The 16405-nt window shown below is 59.6% G+C and carries 13 protein-coding genes and 2 pseudogenes; 7 read left to right on the forward strand and 8 right to left on the reverse strand.

Annotated features, from left to right (window positions below; genetic code table 11):
* Nucleotides 1-188 precede the first annotated feature (188 nt).
* On the forward strand, nucleotides 189-2528 hold the full coding sequence (locus NKI19_RS30480; protein ID WP_352567316.1) for a Z1 domain-containing protein: 2340 nt from the start codon (nucleotides 189-191) through the stop codon (nucleotides 2526-2528).
* A 512-nt stretch (nucleotides 2529-3040) separates the two neighbouring features.
* Here NKI19_RS30480 and NKI19_RS30485 read toward each other — a convergent pair.
* Together NKI19_RS30485 and NKI19_RS30490 are read right to left on the reverse strand one after the other, a co-directional pair.
* Nucleotides 3041-3793 (reverse strand): GIY-YIG nuclease family protein, encoded by a 753-nt coding sequence (locus NKI19_RS30485; RefSeq protein ID WP_352567318.1) that lies wholly within the window; start codon nucleotides 3791-3793, stop codon nucleotides 3041-3043.
* Nucleotides 3723-4922: a DNA cytosine methyltransferase gene (locus NKI19_RS30490; protein ID WP_352567319.1), complete on the reverse strand. Its 1200-nt coding sequence runs from the start codon at nucleotides 4920-4922 to the stop codon at nucleotides 3723-3725. The genes NKI19_RS30485 and NKI19_RS30490 overlap by 71 nt, the downstream gene beginning before the upstream one ends.
* A 96-nt stretch (nucleotides 4923-5018) precedes the next feature.
* Here NKI19_RS30490 and NKI19_RS30495 point away from each other — a divergent pair, with 96 nt between their 5' ends.
* Nucleotides 5019-5426 (forward strand): very short patch repair endonuclease, encoded by a 408-nt coding sequence (locus NKI19_RS30495; RefSeq protein ID WP_352951271.1) that lies wholly within the window; start codon nucleotides 5019-5021, stop codon nucleotides 5424-5426.
* A 351-nt stretch (nucleotides 5427-5777) separates the two neighbouring features.
* Here NKI19_RS30495 and NKI19_RS30500 read toward each other — a convergent pair whose 3' ends face one another.
* Nucleotides 5778-6971: an RHE_PE00001 family protein gene (locus NKI19_RS30500; RefSeq protein ID WP_352567322.1), complete on the reverse strand. Its 1194-nt coding sequence runs from the start codon at nucleotides 6969-6971 to the stop codon at nucleotides 5778-5780.
* 284 nt (nucleotides 6972-7255) lie between these two features.
* On the opposite strand from NKI19_RS30500, the gene NKI19_RS30505 reads away from it, so the two are divergent.
* On the forward strand, nucleotides 7256-8188 hold the full coding sequence (locus NKI19_RS30505; RefSeq protein ID WP_352567324.1) for a recombinase family protein: 933 nt from the start codon (nucleotides 7256-7258) through the stop codon (nucleotides 8186-8188).
* A gap of 25 nt (nucleotides 8189-8213) precedes the next feature.
* On the opposite strand, the gene NKI19_RS30510 is transcribed toward NKI19_RS30505, so the two are convergent.
* The 5 genes and pseudogenes from NKI19_RS30510 to NKI19_RS30530 form a co-directional block, all read right to left on the reverse strand.
* Nucleotides 8214-8399 (reverse strand): hypothetical protein, encoded by a 186-nt coding sequence (locus NKI19_RS30510; protein ID WP_352567326.1) that lies wholly within the window; start codon nucleotides 8397-8399, stop codon nucleotides 8214-8216.
* A 78-nt stretch (nucleotides 8400-8477) separates the two neighbouring features.
* On the reverse strand, nucleotides 8478-9821 hold the full coding sequence (repC, locus tag NKI19_RS30515) for a plasmid replication protein RepC (RefSeq protein ID WP_352567328.1): 1344 nt from the start codon (nucleotides 9819-9821) through the stop codon (nucleotides 8478-8480).
* 154 nt (nucleotides 9822-9975) lie between these two features.
* On the reverse strand, nucleotides 9976-11010 hold the full coding sequence (repB, locus tag NKI19_RS30520) for a plasmid partitioning protein RepB (RefSeq protein ID WP_352567330.1): 1035 nt from the start codon (nucleotides 11008-11010) through the stop codon (nucleotides 9976-9978).
* Nucleotides 11007-12188, reverse strand: a complete 1182-nt coding sequence (repA, locus tag NKI19_RS30525; protein ID WP_024927411.1) for a plasmid partitioning protein RepA — start codon at nucleotides 12186-12188, stop codon at nucleotides 11007-11009. The genes repB and repA overlap by 4 nt, the downstream gene beginning before the upstream one ends.
* Nucleotides 12189-13186: 998 nt before the next feature.
* A pseudogene (locus NKI19_RS30530) lies at nucleotides 13187-14229 on the reverse strand (site-specific integrase).
* 358 nt (nucleotides 14230-14587) lie between these two features.
* On the opposite strand from NKI19_RS30530, the gene NKI19_RS30535 reads away from it, so the two are divergent.
* The 4 genes and pseudogenes from NKI19_RS30535 (at nucleotide 14588) to NKI19_RS32940 (ending at nucleotide 15977) form a co-directional block, all read left to right on the forward strand.
* Nucleotides 14588-14884, forward strand: a complete 297-nt coding sequence (locus NKI19_RS30535; protein ID WP_352567332.1) for a hypothetical protein — start codon at nucleotides 14588-14590, stop codon at nucleotides 14882-14884.
* Nucleotides 14874-15464, forward strand: coding sequence for a type II toxin-antitoxin system VapC family toxin (locus tag NKI19_RS30540; RefSeq protein WP_352567334.1), 591 nt, complete (start codon nucleotides 14874-14876; stop codon nucleotides 15462-15464). Before NKI19_RS30535 ends, NKI19_RS30540 begins: the two co-directional genes overlap by 11 nt.
* 248 nt (nucleotides 15465-15712) lie before the next feature.
* A pseudogene (locus tag NKI19_RS32935) lies at nucleotides 15713-15832 on the forward strand (DUF1403 family protein); the annotation flags it as partial.
* Between the two features lie 4 nt (nucleotides 15833-15836).
* Nucleotides 15837-15977, forward strand: a complete 141-nt coding sequence (locus NKI19_RS32940) for a hypothetical protein (RefSeq protein ID WP_502899359.1) — start codon at nucleotides 15837-15839, stop codon at nucleotides 15975-15977.
* Nucleotides 15978-16405 lie beyond the last annotated feature (428 nt).

Genomic DNA, 16405 nt, shown 5'->3' on the forward strand with positions numbered 1-16405 from the left:
GGCGGCTCAGTCACTGACACTCCTACGGCTGCTTGGTTCTTTCGCTTCAACGCGGTTCCGCTGCCCTTCGGGCGGACCTCACGAAACGTTATAAACGGCAGCCTTGGCCTCAAGATACGATTCTTGTTGACAGACTTAACAGTATCAGCTCATAAGACTGTGTATAACGTTCACAGAGGACTTGGAAGATGGAACACGAGATTCTGGGGATTAACGAAATTGCAGCGATGGCAGGGGTCTCTAGTCAGGCGGTGGCGAACTGGCGTTCGCGCGCGTCAGATTTCCCCAAACCGATGAGCGAGCTTGCGTCGGGTCCTGTGTTTCGCCGCTCTCAGGTGCGCGCTTGGATGAGAAAGAACAAACGCAAGCTCGCCTCGTTTGATGGAAGCTCCTCCTACTACGCGCGATTGAAAAATTTTCGGAACGACACTGATGAACTGGCGGATTGCATCAAGAAGGTCGCCGACAAACTCGATAGCCCCACCCATTCGAGCAAGCCCGGCATGCTGCTGGGCCAAATTCAGTCTGGAAAGACGCGCGGCTTTGTCGGCGTCATCGCCGCTGCGTTTGATCGGGGTTTTGACATTGCGTTGGTGGTCACCAAGGGCACGAAAACGCTGTCCGCGCAAACCGTCTCACGCCTGACCGCTGATTTTGCGGAGTTTGTCGAGGAAGACGAAGTGATGGTGCTCGACATCATGAAGATTCCTGGGAAGTTAACGCGCAGCGAACTGTCCCGGAAGATCGTGGTCGTCGCCAAGAAGCAAAAGCGCAACTTGGAAAAACTCATCGAGTTTATGAAAACGGAAAAGAGCCTACACAACCGCAAAGTGCTGCTCGTCGACGACGAGGCTGATCTCGCAAGCGTCAGATTCGTTCGCAAGCGCGGCGAGTCAACCATCAATCAAGGCACCATCGCGGGGCAGCTTGATGAACTTCGAGACCTGGCGGACAACGTGGGCGTGGCCTTCTTGCAAGTGACTGCTACCCCGTACTCGCTCTATCTTCAGCCCGAAGATTATGAAGATTCAGCCAGCGGCGCGAACTGCGTATTTAAACCCAAGCGTCCCGCATTCACTGAACTGCTGCCTATCCATGATGGATACGTCGGCGGCAATCACTATTTTGGCGATCATGATCTCTCGGACCCCCTTTCGAAGTTGGTCGTCTACGTTTCCGAGCAGGAGCAAGACGCTCTGCGCAAGCCCGATCAACGTCGCATCAGCTCTGATCGCGTTCTGAATAGCCCGAACACTGCTGGAATTAGACGGGCCATAACGACCTTTGTCGTCGCCGCTGGCGTGCGCCGGTGGCAGCAGGGAGAGACCGGCGAAAAAGAGAAGAAATATGCGATGATCATCCACAATGACACGCAAAAATCCGCGCATGCCTGGCAAGACCAAGTGCTCGATTGGATCTTTCAAGCAGTCAGGGAAGCGGCCGAAAATGATCATGATGCGCTTCGGCCGATGTTTGACCAGGCCTACGATGATCTGGAGGCGTCGGTAACGGCAGATGGCGGGAAAATGCCTCCGCGCGACGAGACTTTCGACGTCTTTGTCGACGCGCTGCAGGACGATGACGTCCTCGTTGCAAAGGTAAATTCGGACGAGGACGTGTTGGCGCTGCTCGACAGCAAGGCCGAGCTTAGGCTGCGTACGCCGTACAACGTCTTTGTCGGTGGCAATATTCTGGATCGCGGCATCACAATCCCAAATCTGATCGCGTTCTATTACGGGCGGAATCCGAAAACGATGCAAGCCGACACCGTCTTGCAACATTCGCGCATGTACGGGAATCGCGATTTGCGCGATATGGCTGTGACCCGCTTCTACACGTCGCGTGGCGTCTACGATCGTCTTTACACAATCAATGGCGTTGAGAACGCGCTGCGTAAGGCTTTTCAGAACAAGACTCACGGGCAAGGCGTTGTGTTCATTCAAACCGATGCAAGCCGCCGGATCAAGGCATGCGCCCCGAACAAGGTCTTGCTGAGCGATTTGGTGTCCGTGTCATCGGATGGAACGCTGCTTCCATCGGGTTTTGATACGCGCGGCGGCTCACATATGGGAGCCGTCCAGGGAAAACTTGAGAAGCTGATCAAGCCGGAATGGCGCGACTCCGGGAAGTATATTTCTGTGGACCCGAAGGTTGCTCTTGAAATCATCGATACGATCGAAGGCAGCATGGAGTTCGATGATACAGAATTCGAATGGGACGCCATGCGCAGTTTGATCGCCTACTACACGGACGCCTACGATGGCGGCGACGGCAGCATTCTGCTCCTCGTCGAGACAGGGAGGGAGCTCACGCGCCAAGGATCAGGCGACAAATCCGGTCGCTCGATCCTCGGTCCGGCGCTTCGGGCGAAGGTTGCCAATGAGCCGCGATCCAAGCCATTGCTGGTCCTGCTCCAGCAGGAGGGCGGGAAGGAGCGCGGATGGACGGCGCATCGCTTCTGGTGGCCGATTTTTGTGGCACCCTCCGACGCGGAGCCGTGCGTATTTGCGACTAAGGTTGCAGATTAAGAGCAAACGATAGCGGCGGCCGCATTCGGGCGGTCGATCGGATTCTCGGAAAATGGGATTTTCGCCCTTATTGGCGCACTGCAACCGACTCGCAATGACGATGGACTTACGCGAGCGCGTATGCCGCTGCTCGCGTTCGGGCGACTTCAGCCGCATATCGGCGTGGCGCTCCTGTCGCTATCCCTGGTCAGTTGAAGAGAAGGTCTTCTCGGTGACGGCATAGCGTCCCACGGTCGGGTCGGTTGCCATCCCCGCTCCAAAGGTTCGACCCAGCGCGACCATGAGCGCGCTTGTTCGTGACCGCGTGTCCGGATGGTCGTCCAGGACAGGAAATGCGGGACGTTGTCGATGCCCGCGCTTGCTGAGCAGGGACGCGTCGAGACAGGCTCATGCTCCGGAAATGACGCGCGGTCCGTACTTGGTCTTTTCTTGCGCTGGTTCCACCCAGAAGCGAACTTATTATGGCCGAAATGGCAACCCCGCGGCCTTTCCGTGCTGCCGCTACAACTTGATCAGTCCGAGTCGAACCTTTCCTCTTCGTCCTCGGGTCCAGTTTCAACCAGGCTTTCCCCTCCGAGGTTCTCGAAGCGTCGTTCCGCCAGCCAATTCATTCGCCTGGTCTGCGCCAGCAGCACGCGCCGGAGACCCATCTTGACCTCACGTTCTGAGATGACCTGAGACAGCTTGGATACGATGAGGGCGCGGCGCGCTAGCCGGGTGTCTGGATGCCCGCGAAGCTCGCGTATTCGGTCCGAGACGATCGATCCGCGCACTGACGGCGGTTCTGTGATCTGAACCGTGGGCGCCGGCGGATCCTTCTCGTTCAGGATTGCCTTGAACTTGCTCTCGTTGCGCAGCCGGATGAAGACGAGGTGCTCGAGCGCATTCAGATGAGCGTTCGCCGCCGCCAGATTTGGATGCCCTTTGCCTACCTTTTCGAATTCCGGCAACGGCCACGCCTCGATCTCTGCTACCTCGAAGGGATCGAGGACGGACATCGCAACAGCATCGGTGCGCTGGTTGGTCAGGTGGCGCCCAACGCGACCACTGATCTTTTCCTTCGTTTGGCCTACGTAGATCGGCTCGCCGTCGTAGTCATAGAAGGCGTAGACCCCCCACTTGTATCCTCCCACCGGGCGCTTCACCCCCAAGGGGTCATCATAAAGCGTCTCCCGGAAGAACTTCCGGATGGCCTTACGCAGCTCGTCCGTTTCTAGCGGCGGCGTTTTCGTGCTGTCCGCCGTGCTGTTCGGAGTTTTGGCCATGTCGTCCTTCAGTAGCTTGGAGGACTGGCTCGAACAAGTGCTGCGCTAACCAGCGCACGACCGGAACTGCCACCCCGTCCCCTGTAAGGTGGTAGCCCTCGTTGTATGCGCGAGGCAGCTTGTAGTCGTCCGGCAACCCCATGAGCCGCGCCGTCTCCCTCGCGCTGATCAGCCGCGACCGCACGCGGTCGCCATCGATCACGAGGATCGTCTGCCTGGACGATCCGCCCGAAGGCGTGCGTAGGCAGCCCGCGATCTCGTCGAAGCGAACCTCAGCGCGCACGGCCTTGCCGTCCGCCTGTGTCCTCGTCCTCTTGTAAACGGTGCCAACCATGCGACGGCCGGCACGTTTCGCCGCTTCCAGCTTCGCAAGATTCACCGGGGTCATCTGGGCGATGAGCCGGGAGGTCTGCTCGGCGGTGTGCCACTCCACGCTGGCCGGATGCTCCTCGACGAGATCGGCGAAACAGGAATTCCGGAGAGGGGGTGTTGGCAAGTTCCACCACAACCACCGCTTCCTCGCTTTCGCAGGAATCCTTGCCACGGCATTCTGCAGGCCGCGGGTATGGAATGGTTCCACGGCTTCCGGCGACAGCATCGCCTCGTCGACTTGAACGTCGCTCCGGACACCAATAACGAACAGTCTCGGACGGCTCTGGGGAACGAAGAGCTTCGCATCGACCACAAGGGCGCCGTATCGGTACCCGGCTTTCGCGAACGTCGTTGCGATCGCCACGAAGTCGGCTCCATTATGGCTCGTCAACGTCCCGTTGACGTTCTCCAAGGCGATGATGCGCGGACCGCGGCCACCCTTGACCAGCGCGTGCATGACATCCCAGAACGGGTAGAAAGTGCCGGACCTCTGGCCCTTCAGTCCGGCTCCACCTCCGGCAAGCGACAGGTCCTGGCACGGGAATGACCCCCACGCCAAATCGGCAGTGCCGGGAAGATTGTCGATCTTCACCTGCCGGATGTCGCCTATGGTCAACTCGCCGCCGGTCCCCCAGTTCGCCTGATAGGTGAGGCCCTTCTTAACGTCGAAGTCGTTCGCGAACGCACAGTGCCAGCGGGCACCAAGCCCGGCACGCGCCATCCCCCCTCCGGCGAAAAACTCATAAAATGTCGGCATGATCTCCCCGCGATTCGCGTGTGATGGTAACATACAGATGAGCAAAACAAGTTTACGTTTTGTTCTCATCTGTAACATGCTCCACATGAATCTTCCATGACCTCACCAGTTGATCCTGACCGTTCCCGCCAGATGGCGCTGATCCGGTCGACCAACACGAAGCCCGAGATAATTGTCCGCCGGCTCGCACACCGCCTCGGCCACCGTTTCCGGCTGCACCAGAAAGACCTGCCGGGAAAGCCTGACTTGGTGTTCCCGCGGCACCGAGCAGTCGTATTCGTGAACGGTTGCTGGTGGCACGGCCACGGCTGCCGACGCGGTGCCCGGATGCCGAAGACGAACTCCGAATATTGGTCGGCGAAGATCGCTGGGAATGTCGCGCGGGATGCCGCCAGCGTCGCCGCGCTGGAGGCATCTGGGTGGCGGGTGCTTGTCGTCTGGGAATGCCAGCTTCGCGATGGAGATCTACCGCAGCGGCTGGGGGAATTCCTTGGCCCTCAGTGATCGCCCGCGGTTGCAGCCGCCGTAGCACTTGCAACTTTGGATGAGCCATACTGCTTCGGGTAAGAATGTAATCTTCGGGCTCGTATTTCGGGCCGGTATAGCCGACTGGGCAGAGGCGAGCGGCGAGTGTTGGCCGGGGACGGTATCGGCCAGCAAAAGTCTTGTCAGCTCGCTCGAACCCTCCAATATCATCGTAAAAGGCGGCCGTGACGTCGAAGCGGCCATAAGCTCAACCTGACCACCGGCAGGGTCCGAACAGAAGATGAGTCCCGGGGGACGATGAGAAATCCTTGTAGCTCAACGGCATGGTGCTGCATGATTTGGATATGCCGAGAGCAAGTTCGGCATGGTCTACACGATCCCCCACGCCCGGTAACGCCCTCGGCCCGTCACCTCGCGGATTCCGAGCTCGGCGATGAGGCCGAGCGCGGCGCGCTGGCTGACCTTAAGCTCGGCCGCGATGAGACCGGCCGACACCAGCGGCCGCGCCAGGACGAGCTCGATCAGCGCCGGCAGGCTCGAATTCTTTCGCCGGTTCCTGAGCCGGCGCTCCATCTGGCCTTTGCCCATCACCAGCCGATCATGCTCCTTGAGCCCTGCCGCAGCGGCCTCCGCAAAAGCGTCGAGCCCCGCCACCAACCGGGTGATGCGGAGGGGGCTTTTGCGCCGGTCGCGTGGAACAATGCGCAGGCCAGCATACAGGCAAAAAAGATGTGAGCCGACCTTCCCGGTCTGGCGCAGCAGCGCCCCCACTAGCAACGGGCCGAGCCAATGCTGATGCTGCAGCGGCTCGATGTCCTGCCACGCCTCCCAGGCGATCGCCGCCGACAACACGGCGGGCAGTCTTTCGCCGCGCAGCTTGTCGACGACGGCGAGCCAGTCGGCTAGCCGCTGGTCCTCGTCCCAGTCGAGATCGCGGATCAGCGGCCCGAGACCGTTCGGCAACGCATCCCGAGCGTTTGCCCCCTGCCCTGCAGCATCGACATCCTCCACACGCGGCGCGAAATTTTCGGCCAGCAGCCGGCTGGAGCGGGCCAGCAGCGCGTCGATTTCGGCCATTTCTTCGGCAAGCGCCTCCTCCTGGCCGGCGTCTTCAGCAAGGTTTTCGCCGCCTGCGTCGCCCGCCCCGGCGGCCGCCGTCGCGGCATCGCGTCCCGAGCCTGGCCGTCCCGGCTCCGCCCCATTGCGACCGCCCTGCCCTTCGCGGCCGCGCAGCACCAAAAGGCCGACGCGAGAAAGCGCCCAGTCCGGTTTTTGGGCAAAAATGCGGCGCCGGGCGCGCAGCACGGCGTGCGCCCGGGTGAGCTCGTGGGTCGGGGTGCGGATATCCATGTGGGCGTCGTGCAAGACAAGGTCCTCGACATGGACGAGTTCGCCGTCGAGCCACAGCGCGGCGGCTGCATCGGTGAAGTGGGAACGCTCGCCAAAGCCGTCGCGGACCGGACTTGTTCGCACGCGCTCGTCGAGCCGGGCCAGAAGGTCTTCGGCGCGGGTGAGCGGGCCGATAAGGCTATTCAGGGGCAAATTGGCAAGATCATAAGCCATTGATTCGATTATATCTCATTCGTGAAACAGAAGCTATATCGTCTTTCGCTTCCGCCACAGGCGATATGTCCGGCGATAAATCTCACTATCGATAATGACCTCATATCGGGACTGTACAGCATCACGCCCTGGGGCGGTCAGGAGGCTAGAAAACGTTGATTTTCAGCCTCATCGAAGCCGTAGGAGCTACGCAAAGGGCCACTAGAGACGTTTACAAACGATCGTTTGCTGATATCTTCGGTGTTTGTACAAACGCCTCTTTCCCATGCTGAGAGACGCCGCAAATGGCCCGTGAAGCGCAAGATCGACGCTCCGGACGACCAAGAGGCCGGCAAGTCGGCTACGCGCGCGTGTCGACGGACGAACAAGCGACGGAAGCGCAGGAGATTGAGCTGCGATCGGCAGGTTGTGACGTCGTCGTTCAGGAACATGGATCCGGTGCGGCGAGGGCTCGCCCGGCCCTACTGCGGTTGATGAGCGACATCCGCGCCGGCGATGTCCTGGTCGTCGTGCGTCTCGATCGCCTTGCGCGCTCGGTCAGCCATCTTCTTCAGGTGATCGAGGAGCTGACTGAGAAGGGCGCGCATTTCCGATCTCTGCGAGATCCAATCGACACGTCGACGCCACAGGGCATGTTTTCGCTACAGGTACTCGGTGCCGTTGCCCAGCTCGAGCGTGCGCTTATTTCGGAGCGGACAAAGGCCGGCATCATCGCTGCGCGATCGAAGGGGCGACTGCCAGGCAATCCTGGTATCCGGGAGCGCAGGCCCGAAGCCCTGGCGAAGATGACCGCGGTGCAAAAGGCATCCTATGGCCGACGGCTACAATCAACTCTGAACCAGTGGCTTCCGACGGTCCGCCGGATGCGACCAGACCATAACTGGGACGACATCGCTCGGGTCCTGAAGCAGCGCGGCCTCGACTGGACGCCTGAACGACTGCGGCGGGCAGTGAGGTGGCTCGTCACCGAGCACCTGGCCGAATCCACACTGCTAAAGCGGGCGTCTCCTCTGCCTCCCGAAGATCGCCTGATGACTCTTGTGGCAGGGATTTCGCAGTCTAACCCAGACCTGTCGCTCCGCGACATCGCTGCCCAGCTCGAGCGCCTGCATGAGCGAACCCCACGAGGAAGCGCAAAATGGTCTGCCTCCTCAGTCAAGAACCTACTCGATCGAGCCCGCCGGCTTGGACTCGTGGCCGAACTACCCGCGAGCTGACCGTCATCCCGCTGCACAACAGTCCTCAGGTTACAGTCTGTGGCTGACGCTCGACATTCCCGAGCCGCTTGTACGCGGCCCAGGCATCAGCTGGAACAGCGCTGCCGGCCCGCGTCAGCCAAGCCGCTCGATCGGATTCGGTAAGCGAATTCCACCACACCATCCCGGCGGTTTCATCGGGCGTCGGTTCCGGGTCGTGTTCGTTTTTCATGCCTTGGATGCTCTCATAGGACGCTCGTCCCGACAAGCGCTGCAGCCACCGTCCACGGATCGAAACCCGCCCGGCTGATCATGATCCGCGCCCTGGCTTTTCGAGGCTGCGGCGCAACGCATCGCTGATTTCCAGCCGGGATTCGCTGCGCACAACCTTGCCTGCCGCCTCCAAGTCGACGGCAGCGGCTTCAGCTCCGGTTCCGGTCGTCTTCGACGCGTCAAGCTTGGCCCGCAACAAGGCCATCACCATCGGCCAGACCGAGAACTTTCCGACCTTTGCTCGATCTGTCAGGCTGCGCAAATAGCCGCCGGCGCTGTTGATCTGGTCCTGCCGCTGGTAGATCGCGGCAATGGTAATCGCCGCCTGCTGCTCACCCATTGCCGTTCGCGCTTCCTCCCAGGCGCTCGGGCTGACGCCCATGGACGGTCGGGCAACATCGGCCGCGGCCAGAAATTCACGCCAGTTGCTGATTCCGCCGCCGCCCTTCACCAGCCAAAGCATGTTCGGGCAGGCATCCAGCACGATCCCTAGCGGCAGTTCGCGTTTCGGTAGGCTCCGTACGTTGTCGGTGTCCGCAACGTTGCCGCCCGCTTCATCCTTATTTCCTGAGCCGCTTTCAGATTCAAATTTAGAGTCTGGTTTTGAATTCTGTATGTGGCGCCCATTTCGGGACTCATTGGCATCCATTTTCTGTGTTTTTACAAATGATTCCAGTGCTTCACGCACTTCGGCCCAAAGGCCTTCAAGCTCCTCGGCAATCGCCTCGAGAGTCTGCCTAGGTGCGGTGCGAGGTATCTGACCAACAATCGCCTGGTAGGCCTGCTGAACCCTGCCCCAGTTCGCCGGCACGCCTTCCTCAATACCGGCGTCGATCATCTTGACGATGTCACGGCGGCATATGGTTAGCCGCTCTTTTACGAGACGAAAGGCCTTCTTCTCAGATCTGACCGCTTCCGCAAGATTCTTGAACTCCTCAGCGCGCGCGACGATCGGCGAGATGTCGAAGCCATAGGCTTGCTCGATCTCGCCCCCCTGTCCTTTCCGGGCGAAGCGCTTGCCGTTTGGGCTGTCCCGACGGATAATCAATCCACACTCGACCAGAACGGCCAGGTGTCGCCGTAAGGTCGTTGGGGGCATGCCATTGGCGCGGCGGATCAGCTGCTCGTTGGATGGCCATACAACCAGTTCGCTGTCGCCATAAAGCGCCGTGTCCGGATGGAACGACAACAGCGCGTCGAGAATAGCCAAAGCGCGATCAGTGGCGCCCAGAGCGATCCTGGCGTCCTTGATATCTTGGAAGACATGCCATTTGTGGACGGTCACGTCCTTCGGCACGGCCCTTGCGGTGACTTGGCTTGAAATCATGCCAAGCGTCATCGGCCGCCGCCCAAAGGGCGTCGTCGCAATATTCGTCTCCATTTTCTTTCACCCTCGATTAGGCAAAAGAAACCTGCTCGCCAAAACGACGCCAATGGCTCTTGACAGTGATTCGTGGAGATGCGATTCTCAGAGTGCTTAGTTCAGAGAGAGGCTTCCACGGCTTGCCGTTCGGGGGCCTTTTTCTTTTGCGGTTTCAGACTCCTTGTTTCGTGATGGACTTCCGAAAGGCCTCAAACAGGTCGTCCAGTTGTCCGGCGATAAACGCTGCGAAACGCGATCCTTCAGCCTCTCCCACGGCAATCATGGTAGTTTTTCCGTTGTCTTTGAGGCTGACGCTGACTGTTTTGTCTGGAGCAGCCCAGGATTTCATAGCAATCTTGGGCTTTGATGGCTTGGCCGGACCCGCAGGTTCTTTGATCGTATTATGATCCGATGGAAGCGTCTCAAGCAGAATAATGAATCTGTCGTCGGACGTTGCCTCGCGGAATTTGTTTTTGCGAACAAGATCGAAAGCTTTTGCGAGTGAGCCGCCTATGGAATAGCGGTTCGAGAATTCCTGCCATCGTCCCCGACCAATCCCGGGAGCTTTGCCAATCGATTGCAGTATCTCCTTGTCGACCGATGAGGCGATTTTGATCATCTCGGAGACATGCGATTTTCCTGTCGACAGCGAAGCGCAGATCGTGTCCCGTTTGTATCCCGCTTCCTGCTGCGCAAGCGCAAAAGCGCACTTTTCAATGTATGAAAGATCCTCTCGAGCGGTGTTTTCTTCGCCTTGGAAAATGACTGCTTGTTCATCAGTTAACTCGCGGACGGCCGCTTTGAATCCGATCCCAAGCTGCTTAGCTGCCGCTAATCTTCTGCGACCATAGACGATTTGAAACTCGCCATCCTTGCCTTGTACTGGCCGAACCAATCCAGGCACAATTTGACCGCGCTCCCGCATGGATTCAGTGATCTCAGCAATGGCGGAAATTTCGTAGGCGTCATCATATCGATCGGTGATAGACGACGGCCGTATTTTGTCGGGATCGAGTTCAATGATCTGTTCGCCTGACTTCAGTAACTTGTCGGCGATATCGCTACGCTCTTGCATTTGGCGAACACCAGCCGCCACCTTCATCAGGTGCGGCGATGACGTGCGGCGGCCGACGCCCTCCTCCGAATTGTCCTCCCCGAGTTGCCCCAATACAGCAGCAAACATGCCCTTAGAATCTTTACGGCTCACTGTTCACGCCTCCATGCCATTGTGATGAGGCTTTCTATTTCCGCGTTCGCGGCGTTGATCGATTCGATTGCACGATCATAAGTTTTAGGTGCCGAAAACCTCGATCGTTGCACTTCATAGAGGCTCTGCTTCCAAGTGAGAGCGTCCGCAACCGCAGTGGATTTGGAGACTGAATTCAGAAGTAAATCCTCGCCAAACACTTGGCGCATTAGGGCCTGCATGTTGGCTTGCGGGTGGTCGTTGGCCTCAAACTTTGTGATGAGGAATTTGGCGAAATCCCAACGTGCGCCTGCACCAGCCTCATCCAGGATTTGCATATAAGATGCGGCCAGCTCCAAAAACTTCCCTGTGGAGTCGACATCGAGCATGTGCGCTGGAACTGGGATTAGGACTCCGGTAGCGGCAGTGAGCGACGAAAGTGTCAGGAAATTGAGTGACGGCGCACAGTCGAGAAGAACGATGTCGTAGCTATCGACGATCTGTTCGAGGGCCTGTGACACTCGAAGCAGAAAACTGGTTCCACCGCTCTTGCGCATCTCAAGGGTAACGGCCGTTTCGAATTCTGTCAGCTCAAGACCGGCGCAGATGACGTCGAATCCGATGATATGCGTCTGATGAATAATCTTTTCCGTTGGCACCGGATCATCAAACCGAATCGCTGAGTAAAGGGTGTCACCTTCTCGGTAGTCAAATCCGGGTAACGCTCCTTGCAGACTTGTTAACGATGCCTGGGGATCCATGTCGACTGCGAGAACGCGATATCCACGTAGTGCCAACCAATGACCCAAGTGAATAGTGGTCGCTGTCTTGGACGATCCACCTTTGAAGTTCGTGATCGCGATGATCTGGCAATCCTCGCCTTTAACACGACGAGGATTGATCCATTTCTTCCGTGCCTTTTCCGCCAAGTGCATCCGAAGGTCCAGCACCTGCTCCACAGAATATAGGCGCTTTCCGGTGGTCGTTGTCTCTGGCTCAGGTCCCTGGCCCTTTAAGGAGACCTGCCGTATGTAAGCTTCGGTCACTCCTAGCAATGCCGCCACTTCCGTCGAAGTGAATTTGCGCATCGTACGAATCGCATCAGGAGGATACTGAGCCAGCGAAAGATTGTTGAGTGCCTTCTCGAGTTTCGTCGAAAAGGTATTCATGAACTGAAGGCTACTTAGATGCCGCGTCACCCAGATTCTCCTCTTGCACCCAGCGCCTATTGATAGCGACTGTGGTTAACAAGCTGTTAACGCCACGCCAACTACGCCAACTTTTCGAATTACGCGGTTTTTCCGTTACTGGAGGTATGCCCGATTCGGAGAATTCGAGCAAATGGACATGGGCAGTTCCCAGCTGGGAACTGTTCGCTAGCGCTGGCTTCCCTATGCCGTCAAAGCATCAGGCATTGAAAAAGACAGCTATGAAGTTGGTCACGTAGCATGGGTGGGGCACGGGCGGGCCCCGTTGCCCGTTTTGTTCTCATAGATAGTCGACGTTGGTGTACCGGTTGGCCTCTGGCTTCTGGTACAGCGGCGAGCGACCTACAAAAGCGCAGGTAGGTTTCGGCGCATGGACAAATACCCCCACATTGGCGCGGCGGCGAAATTGCCGTTGTGATGGAGGCACTGAGCTCGCGCAGTCCTAGGGGAGTCACCATCCTTTGCGTCATGGACGATGGTGTTGTGTTTGTGATGCAGCCATGCCGCGCCGCTTCCGATGTCACTCCGGTGATCGCCCCCCCCCCAGGCTGATCAGTTAGACGCCCCACGGCCCCTACCCTGCAATGAGGCATTCTTCCTGGCCGAGCGACTCTCGCGAAATGGCAACTCAGCGGCTAGGATCTGTCGCCAGGCGTCCCACGCGATTTGACAGCAATCAGCAGTTTGGCACGTGGGCGTCCTGTCCACGCGCACTTTCCTCCAGCGTCGAGCAAGAGGCTCATGCAGTCGCCAGTCAACTTCCCTCGGGGGCTAGTCCAAGTGTCGGCGAAGGATCCTGGAGAACTCATCAAGAAGCAACTTCCCCCACAACCCGTACTCTAAGTTCCCAGCTGGGAACAGCTCTTCAAGTTGGAGGCTTGCGCGGCACCAATAAACCTTAGAAACCCATCAACTTGATGGTTGGATCTGTGGCGCTGGGGAGGATTGGCGCATCCAGAGTCACCTGTGGCTGGGGGGCGTACCGCACTCTACAATCCTGACGCCTTAGTTAGATTGACGCGGAAGCGATCGCGCCGGCGCTGGTATTTGCGTGTCATCTCTGCCGAGGCGTGGCCAAGGTGCTTCTGCACGTAGCGCTCGTCAACCTCGGCAGAGGACGCGAGGCCGGCACGCAGCGAGTGGCCCGAAAACTTTTGGCCGCGCTCGCCCTCGGAATCCGCGCACGCCGGCGGCCAAGGCCGCGCGTTTGACCAGCCGCGCCACCTCCTGATCGTTGAGCCGCTCAGCGCCCACAGCTTTGCCCTGCCCCGTGACGCGGCGGAAGAGGGGGGCCATGCGCGATGCGGGCCAGCTTCAGCCAGGTCTGCAGGGCGACGATCGGGGAGGTGGCATCGGACGAGCCGCGGCCAATCTCGACCTCGCGCCAGCCGGTCTTGCCTCGCAGCGTAACCAGCACGCCCTTGTCGGGGAAAAATTCAATCCAGCCACAGCCGTCCTCGGTTTGATCGCGCGCAACATCGAGGCCCACGATTTCGGAGCGGCGCAAGCCGCCGGCGAAGCCCAAAAGCAACATGGCGCGGCCGCGCAGACCGCGCAGCGTGCCGCGATCGAGCGTTTCCAGCATGGCGACAAGATCGTCGCGCAGGATGGCTTCCTTTTGACGGGGAGGGGAGGCGTGTTTATTGCGGATACCGGCGAGCACGGTGGCGATATGCCGGTCCTTCCGTTCGAGCGGTTGACCGCGTTGCGTATAGTTCCAGGTCAACGACGACAGGCGGCGCTCAATGGTCGACACAGACTTTTTGTCCCGTTCCGATCCTGAGGCCTGGGCCGTGATGTAGAGGCCGACGACTTGTGGATCTGGCGGCAGCGGATCAAACGCCTAGCGCCGGCACCAGGCGCAAAAATGCTTCCAGTCGGCGGCATAGGCGCGACGGGTGTTTGCCGAACTCGCCGCCTCGACGTAATCGCGCGCGCGGTCGGCCAGCTTTTCGAGATGCGCAGGCAGTGATGCTTGTCGCGAGTCGAGGACCTGCGTGGGAGGGGAGGGAGCCTCATCCGGGTGACCCATTTCCATGACGACGTGGACAATGTCAGGCAGGTCGCTCGTGTCGACCGCGTCGATGGGCGTCATGAAATTACGGGGACTGCCCATCGAAACTCTCGATCATTTGAATGTCACAGTGGTGCTATTCTGAGGGCCCAACGTGCGACCAAAGCGCCCAATTGTCCACCGCGAGGTGCTTGCCCAATAGCTCCCGAGATTTGCGCCGGTCACGTACGACCACACGCTGGGTCGTGCTATAGCATGCCCGGGCGACGGACCATGTCCGATCCAGTGTTGACCCTCCTAAGGCCCTCTTTCTCAGTGCCGATCCTTGCCATCATGTTCAACATCCCTTATGTTTCGTTCAACAGGAGAATCCAGGATGAGCGAACGTGGCGCAACGGCAGCCGAAAGCGAGGAGCGGATCGCCCACACCCGGAACCGTCTGGTGCTTGAGCAGGCGAGGGCGGTCGGCCTTCTCGGCGCGGCCAAGAACACACGCCTTTCCGGCAGGGTGCCGTCGGAATTGATCGAGGCGGCAAAGAAGCGCGCTCATGTGACCTCCGACACTGAGCTGCTTGAGCTCGCATTGTCGCGGCTAGCCCTCGAGGACGACTTTGGCGCCCGGCTCGTCGGCCGCAAGGGCAGCATCTCCGCGGACCTTGATCTTGACGTTTGATCTCGGGAGCGCACTGCGTTCCCTCAAACCACAGCGGCGTGCCGGAGGGCTGGAACGGCGGCCGGATTCCGCTCTGTCCTGGGCAGGGGATCAGCCGCCTGTCGGCGGTGCATTGCTTCTCGACACGAGCGTCTATCTGGATGTCCTTCAGGGCCGCACGCCTGAAGTGGTCGATGACCTTTTGACCTATCGGCTCTGTCAGCACTCGGCCGTCTGCCTTGCCGAGCTCAGCCACCTGTTCGGCCGGCTCGACCCAGCGCACCCCACGACGAGTTCGGTCCTGAAAGTGGTTGCAGGCACGATCGAAGATATTCCACCGCACCGGCTGCACGCACCCGACGCCACCGCCTGGGGACGCGCCGGCATGCTTGCCGGCCTCCTGTTCCGGCTGAGTCGCCTGCCGAAAGGGGAGGGGCATGAACGCCGCTTCCTCAACAATGCGCTGATCTTTCACCAGGCCGGTCTGCTGGGCGCGACGGTCCTGACCGGCAATATTCGGGATTTCGATTACCTCAACCAGCTTGTTCCGTCGGCACGTGTGATCTTCTACCGGCCGGTGACAGATTTGCGCCAGGGTTGAAAGCGTCTGTGGCAGATATGCCCGTGCACCGTGATCGTCCAACCTTCTTCAATGACCAGCACGTCTTCAAAAAGGTCGCTGACACTCTCCTGCGAGCGTTGAAACGCGGGCGACAACGGCCATTTCTAACGTAAGGACAACAACGACCGATAATGCAACATTATCATTCGTTGTATGCATCCGACAGGGTGTGCGTTTTGGCGTAAAAATCATGGCAAAAAGCGCACCCGCGCTTTACTCTCCAAATCATGATTCGCCTCAATCCCGCGACGGCCAGCTCCTCTGCGCCGCCCTCCGTTCCGGCGTGGGCGATCACAAACGCCGGCGCGCCGAGCGACGGCGACGCCGCCTTCCGGGCCGGCGCCGCCCTAGGTGTCCTCGACACACTCGCCCGGCCGCAGCCTGCCTGGGCAGGCGCCTGGCCGGCAGCGGCTGGCGCTCAAATCCGCCGACGCATCGATGCGGCTCGCCGGCCGGGCCGAAGACGCGGCCGCCTTGCGCGACGCTTGGTAGGTATCTGCGCCAGGCCGGGGCCAACCCGGGACCCGCCGGCGCGATTTTGGCGGCGCTGCAGCCGCCCGCCGCCGGCCTCGAGAGGTCGGGAAGCACTACAACTTCGGCAAGGACGCCAGTGGGCTCTCAACGTGGGCTGCCATTTATATATCAGGCTAGTCGCGACATCGCGACATCGGACCGACGCCACCGTTCACCCCGAGCACGAATGCCGCAGCCACCATTCGGCATGATCCTCTCCGTCCAACGCTGCCGCCGCTCTGACCCGGTCAAAAATCAGATGCCTCATGATGTGCTGCTAACTGCGCTCGTAGAGATGCCTTAAGAGCGCGGCCTCGCTACCGTGCTGATGCTCTCGGTTGCAGTCACGATCCTGAATGCCCCATGGGATGCCTCACCCCCTGGCTGCTTGGCGCACGGCAAGGCCC

Origin of the sequence: Mesorhizobium sp. M0751 (assembly GCF_040320265.1) — a bacterium.
Lineage (GTDB): Bacteria > Pseudomonadota > Alphaproteobacteria > Rhizobiales > Rhizobiaceae > Mesorhizobium.